We start from the raw sequence: 6,053 nt of genomic DNA on the forward strand, positions 1-6,053 counted from the left end.
CGCCGGATCGACTGACGGGGGAGGGCGTGAACATCCGCTTCGACAAGCTCGGCGTGGTCATCGCCGCTATATCAGCCTACGCGGCTTTTGCCGCGCCCTTTGCCACGTTCCGTGCCAACCGCATCGTCCCCGGCCAGGCGCGCTCAATTCTTGAGGCGCTGCCGGCAATCACCGGGACGCTGCTGCTCGTCATCGTCGTCGCCGCAGCACTCATCGCGCTGTTCAAGACACTGCTTGCGCTGCGCCTTGCCGCCAGCGTGGTGGCGCTTGCCGCGCTCGCGCTGCTGATCGGCGTCGCCGGAACATTTCTCACGCCGGAGGGCAACACCTTTGCGAGAGTTTCGCCAGCCTCCGGTTTCTGGATTCTGATCTTTGCCTTCACGCTTTTGCTTGCCGATGTGCTGACACGGCTGAACCTGTCGCCATTGGCACGGGTTGGCGTGCTTGCGGTCTCGGCTTTGGCGATCGGGCTGCTGTTGATTTCGGGAAGCTGGGACAATCTGTCGATCCTGAAGGAATATTTCAACCGCGCCGACAGTTTCTGGGCGGAGGGCTCCAAGCATGTGACGCTGGCGCTAGGGTCGCTGCTTGCGGCAGTGGTCGTCGGCCTGCCGGTCGGTATTCTCTGCCATCGCGTCGAGAATCTGCGCGCCGGCGTTCTCAACGTGCTCAACATCATCCAGACCATTCCCTCGATCGCGCTGTTCGGCCTGCTGATCGCGCCGCTCGGCTGGGTGGCCACGCATGTGCCGGGGGCTGCCGCGCTCGGCATTCGCGGCATCGGCACAGCCCCCGCCTTCGTCGCGCTGTTCCTTTATTCCCTGCTGCCGGTGGTGGCCAACACCGTGGTCGGTCTCGCTGGCGTGCCGCGCGCCGCCAACGACGCGGCACGCGGCATGGGCATGACCGAACGCCAACGCCTGTTCGGCGTCGAGTTTCCACTGGCCTTTCCAGTGATCCTGACCGGCATCCGCATCGTCTTGGTGCAGAACATCGGCCTCGCCACCATTGCCGCGCTGATCGGCGGCGGCGGTTTCGGCGTATTCGTCTTCCAGGGTGTGGGCCAGACGGCGATGGACCTTGTGCTGCTCGGCGCGGTGCCAACGGTCGCGCTCGCCTTTGCCGCCGCCATCATCCTCGATGCGGTGATCGAAATGACCGCCACCAGGCGCAGGGTTGAAACGGCATGATCGAGATCGAAGGCATTACCAAGCGCTATGACGCGACGACCGTGGTCGATGACGTGTCGATGGTCATCGAGCCGCGCACCATAGCCGTCATTGTCGGCACGTCCGGTTCCGGCAAGACGACGTTGCTGCGCATGATCAACCGGCTGGTCGAACCGACCTCGGGCATCATCAAGCTCGACGGCGCCGACAATCGTTCGCTGCCCGGTTATGAGCTGCGCCGCAGCATCGGCTACGCCATCCAGGGTCACGGCCTGTTCCCGCATCGTACGGTGGCGCAGAACATTGCCACCGTGCCGGTGCTGCTCGGTTGGGACAAGGACCGCATCAAGGCCCGGGTCGACGAACTGATGACGCTCTATCAGCTTGACCCCGAAGCCTTCGGGCCGCGCTACCCGCACGAACTGTCCGGCGGCCAGCAACAGCGCGTCGGCGTTGCCCGCGCGCTCGCCGCCGAGCCCAACGTGCTGTTGATGGACGAACCGTTCGGCGCCCTCGACCCGATCATCCGCAACAAGGCGCAGGAAGATCTGCTGGCGATCCAGAAGCGCTTCGGCACCACCATCATTTTGGTCACCCACGACATGGAAGAGGCCGTGCATATGGGCGACAAGATCGCGGTCATGGATGCCGGCAAGCTGGTGCAATACGCCAAGCCCGCCGAGATCCTGGCAAAGCCGGCAAGCGCCTTCGTCGAGACCCTGGTCGGCGCCAGCGAAAGGCCGTTCCGGTTGCTGTCGCTCGGTCGGGTCCGCGATGCCGTGGAGAAGGGCTCCGCCGAAGGCGAGGCGATCCCCGGCGACGCCAGCCAGCGTGACGCGCTGGCCGAATTGTTGTGGACGGGCCGGCCGGCGCTGCCGGTCAAAGGCGCCGATGGCAAGCCGCTTGGCCGCGTCACCGTCGACGGGCTGGTGAAGCGCGCGGCGAGGCCGGCATGAAGGCCTGGCTTCCATCGCTGCTCAGACTTGCCCTGGTGATGCTGCTCGTTGCCTTCGTCACCAATCCCGGCTGGTTCGTGCCGCTGCTGAAGCCGCTGACCGAAAACAATGCGCCGGTGATCTACAACCAGGGCAGCCTGCTGACGCTGACATTGCTGCATTTGCGCACGGTTCTGATCGCCACCGTGGCAGCAACCATCGTTGCGGTGGCGCTTGCCATCCTGGTCACCAGGCCCGCCGGCGCCGAATTCCTGCCGCTATCGCGCAGTCTGGTCAACATCGGCCAGACCTTTCCGCCCGTGGCGGTGCTGGCACTCGCCGTGCCGGCCGTCGGCTTCGGCGAGAAGCCGACACTGATCGCGCTGTTTCTCTACGGCCTGCTGCCGATCTTCGAGAACGCGCTGACCGGCCTGACGACGCTACCTGCCAATGTCGTCGAGGCGGCGCGCGGCGCCGGCATGACCGGTTGGCAAAGGCTCACCAAGGTCGAACTGCCGCTCAGCGCCCCGATCATTCTCGGCGGCATCAGGCTGTCGGTGGTGATCAGCCTTGCCACGGCGACCATCGGTTCGACCGTGGCAGCCAAAACGCTGGGCGAAGTGATCATCGCCGGGTTGTTGTCCAACAATCTCGCCTTCATCCTGCAGGGCGGCCTGATCGTGGCAGCCCTTGCCGTGCTGATCTATGACGGCCTGTCGGCCATAGAGCGCTACACGGCGCGCCGGATGGGCCGGGAGGCAGAGTAGCCGCGTCCTGCGTCAGGGCTAATTTCAATCGATCTAATCCCCGGGTGCTGACGGCAGCCGCCGCCTGGTCCCAACCATTTGGGCGAAAGCCGGGCAAAAACCGAACAATATCTTGACGTTCGCAGCCCTGTTTCGCATACACCGCTGCGAAGAGGCGGATTCCGTGCTCGGAATCCGGTCTTTGTCTCAACGGCCCAGGGAGGGGTTCTTTTGGGCCATCAATCGAGGAAAATCCGGCAATGACAATTATTTCCGCCGTCATCGCCTGCGGCCTGCTTTCAATCCTTTACGCCATCTGGGCGACACGTTCGGTCCTTGCGGCCGATCAGGGCAATGCACGCATGCAGGAAATCTCCGCGGCTATCCGCGAGGGCGCACAAGCCTATCTGGCGCGTCAGTACACCACCATCGCCATCGTTGGCGTCGTCGTCCTCGTGCTCGCCTGGTGGTTGCTGTCCATCACCGCCGCGATCGGCTTCCTGATCGGAGCGGTGCTTTCAGGCGCCGCCGGCTTCATCGGCATGCATGTCTCCGTTCGCGCCAACGTTCGCACGGCGCAGGCCGCATCGAACAGTCTCGCTGCCGGCCTCGACATCGCGTTCAAATCGGGCGCCATCACCGGCATGCTGGTTGCTGGCCTCGCCTTGCTCGGCGTGTCGATCTACTACCTCATCCTGACCCACTTCATGGGCCTCCAGCCCAATGACCGCATCGTCATCGACTCGCTGGTCTCGCTCGGCTTCGGCGCATCGCTGATCTCGATCTTCGCTCGTCTCGGCGGCGGCATCTTCACCAAAGGCGCCGACGTCGGCGGCGATCTCGTCGGCAAGGTCGAAGCCGGTATTCCCGAAGACGATCCGCGCAATCCGGCCACGATCGCCGACAATGTCGGCGACAATGTCGGCGACTGCGCCGGCATGGCCGCTGACCTGTTCGAAACCTATGCGGTGACTGTCGTCGCCACCATGGTTCTGGCTGCCATCTTCTTTGGCGGCACCGCCGTGTTGGGTGCGGCCATGCTTTATCCACTCGCCATCTGCGGCGCCTGCATCCTGACCTCGATCGTCGGCACCTTCTTCGTCAAGCTCGGTTCCAACGGCTCGATCATGGGCGCACTCTACAAGGGCCTGATCGTCACTGGCCTGCTGTCCATCGTCGGCCTCGGCGTCGCCACCCAGGTGACGCTCGGCTGGGGTGAGGTCGGCACGGTCGCCGGCATGGTCATCACCGGCAAGAACCTGTTCATCTGCGGCCTGATCGGCCTCGTGGTGACCGGTCTCATCGTGGTCATCACCGAATACTACACCGGCACCAACAAGCGCCCGGTCAATTCCATCGCCCAGGCGTCGGTCACCGGTCACGGCACCAACGTCATCCAGGGCCTCGCGGTCTCGCTGGAATCGACGGCGCTGCCGGCGATCGTCATCGTCGGCGGCATCATCTCGACCTATCAGCTTGCCGGCCTCTTCGGTACGGCGATCGCGGTCACGACGATGCTCGGCCTTGCCGGCATGATCGTTGCGCTCGATGCCTTCGGCCCGGTCACCGACAATGCCGGCGGCATCGCCGAAATGGCCGGCCTGCCCAAGGAAGTGCGCCACTCCACCGACGCGCTCGACGCGGTCGGCAACACCACCAAGGCGGTGACCAAGGGCTACGCCATCGGCTCCGCTGGTCTCGGCGCATTGGTGCTGTTTGCCGCGTACTCGAACGACCTGAAGTTCTTCGCCGCCAATGGCGACAAATATCCCTACTTCCAGGGCATGGGCGAGATCTCCTTCGATCTCTCCAACCCATACGTCGTCGCCGGCCTGATCTTCGGCGGGCTGATCCCGTATCTGTTCGGCGGCATCGCCATGACGGCCGTCGGCCGTGCGGCGGGCGCCATCGTCGAGGAGGTGCGCAAGCAGTTCCGCGAGGATCCGGGCATCATGGCCGGCACCTCGAAGCCGAACTACGCCCGCGCGGTCGACCTTCTGACCAAGGCGGCAATCAGGGAAATGATCATCCCGTCGCTGCTGCCGGTGCTGGCGCCGCTCGTCGTCTATTTCGGCGTGCTGCTCATCTCGGGCTCGAAGGCGTCTGCCTTTGCAGCGCTGGGTGCCTCGCTGCTCGGCGTCATCGTCAACGGCCTGTTCGTCGCCATCTCGATGACCTCTGGCGGCGGCGCCTGGGACAACGCCAAGAAGTCCTTCGAAGACGGCTTTGTCGACAAGGGCGGCGTCAAGCATCTCAAGGGTTCCGAGGCGCACAAGGCTTCGGTGACCGGTGACACGGTCGGCGATCCCTACAAGGACACCGCTGGCCCCGCCGTCAACCCGGCGATCAAGATCACCAACATCGTCGCGCTCCTGCTGCTGGCCGTGCTCGCGCACGGCTGATCTAGGCTTCAGCCCGAAACAACCCGCGGGAGCGATCCCGCGGGTTTTTTGTTGAGCAATGCCATGTCGACGCGTCAACAAGCCGATCTCTTGCATGCGGTAAATGCGCCGGTATCTCATCTACCGGCTTGGGTTTTGACGGCTTAAGCATCGCCGGCAAACATACGGGGATCTTGCCCTGATCGAGGCCACAACAAAAACCCGCAGGATCGCTCCCGCGGGTTTTTGGTCGCCTGAGATGATGAGGCTCCCGGAATGGAAGCCGAAAGGAATTAGGCGCCGCCGCCCGGAATGCTGGGTGCCAGCTTGCTGGCACCGTTGATGATCTGGCTGAGGAAGTTCTGGTCCTTGCCGCCGGTCGGTGTGGTGCGTGAGATGAAGTCGAACATCTTGCCGTCCTTCATCCCGTAATTGGCGATCTGGGTGACGCGGCCATCGGCGCCGAAATAGACCGCCAGCACATGCTGGTCGATGAGCCGTGGCTTGTCGAAGGCGACGTAGCGCTTGCGCGTCTGCGAAATGTAATAGAAGGCCTCGTTGTCGAAGGTCGCGGTCGTCGACGGCGTGCCGAGCGCCAGAAGCACCTGCTCGCGGCTCGAACCGACCGGCACCAGGTCGATTGCCTGCTGGTCTATGACGTAACCTTGCGTCAGCGTCTCACTCGGGCTGAGGTCGCCGATCATCTTGGAGGTGTGGCAGGCCGATAGTGCCGAAACGATCATCAGCAGCGAGATCGCGCCGGCGGGCCTGGACGAGAAGGTCGACTTGAAATTCAGCGCGCGCAACAACAACTCCATTAGC

General features: G+C 63.9%; 5 protein-coding genes. 4 read left to right on the forward strand and 1 reads right to left on the reverse strand.

Annotated elements, in window-relative coordinates; genetic code table 11:
• The first annotated feature begins 26 nt into the window (after nucleotides 1-26).
• The 4 genes from EN949_RS14330 (at nucleotide 27) to EN949_RS14345 (ending at nucleotide 5,252) form a co-directional block, all read left to right on the forward strand.
• Nucleotides 27-1,190, forward strand: a complete 1,164-nt coding sequence (locus EN949_RS14330; RefSeq protein ID WP_127365842.1) for an ABC transporter permease — start codon at nucleotides 27-29, stop codon at nucleotides 1,188-1,190.
• On the forward strand, nucleotides 1,187-2,125 hold the full coding sequence (locus EN949_RS14335; protein ID WP_013532239.1) for an ABC transporter ATP-binding protein: 939 nt from the start codon (nucleotides 1,187-1,189) through the stop codon (nucleotides 2,123-2,125). Before EN949_RS14330 ends, EN949_RS14335 begins: the two co-directional genes overlap by 4 nt.
• Complete coding sequence (locus EN949_RS14340; RefSeq protein WP_013532238.1) at nucleotides 2,122-2,871, forward strand: ABC transporter permease; 750 nt, start codon at nucleotides 2,122-2,124, stop codon at nucleotides 2,869-2,871. The genes EN949_RS14335 and EN949_RS14340 overlap by 4 nt, the downstream gene beginning before the upstream one ends.
• 239 nt (nucleotides 2,872-3,110) lie before the next feature.
• Nucleotides 3,111-5,252 (forward strand): sodium-translocating pyrophosphatase, encoded by a 2,142-nt coding sequence (locus EN949_RS14345; RefSeq protein WP_127365843.1) that lies wholly within the window; start codon nucleotides 3,111-3,113, stop codon nucleotides 5,250-5,252.
• Between the two features lie 272 nt (nucleotides 5,253-5,524).
• On the opposite strand, the gene EN949_RS14350 is transcribed toward EN949_RS14345, so the two are convergent.
• Complete coding sequence (locus tag EN949_RS14350; RefSeq protein ID WP_013532236.1) at nucleotides 5,525-6,037, reverse strand: outer membrane protein assembly factor BamE; 513 nt, start codon at nucleotides 6,035-6,037, stop codon at nucleotides 5,525-5,527.
• Nucleotides 6,038-6,053 lie beyond the last annotated feature (16 nt).

The organism is Mesorhizobium sp. M7A.F.Ca.US.007.01.2.1, assembly GCF_003998165.1.
In the GTDB taxonomy this organism is placed as follows: Bacteria; Pseudomonadota; Alphaproteobacteria; order Rhizobiales; family Rhizobiaceae; genus Mesorhizobium; species Mesorhizobium ciceri.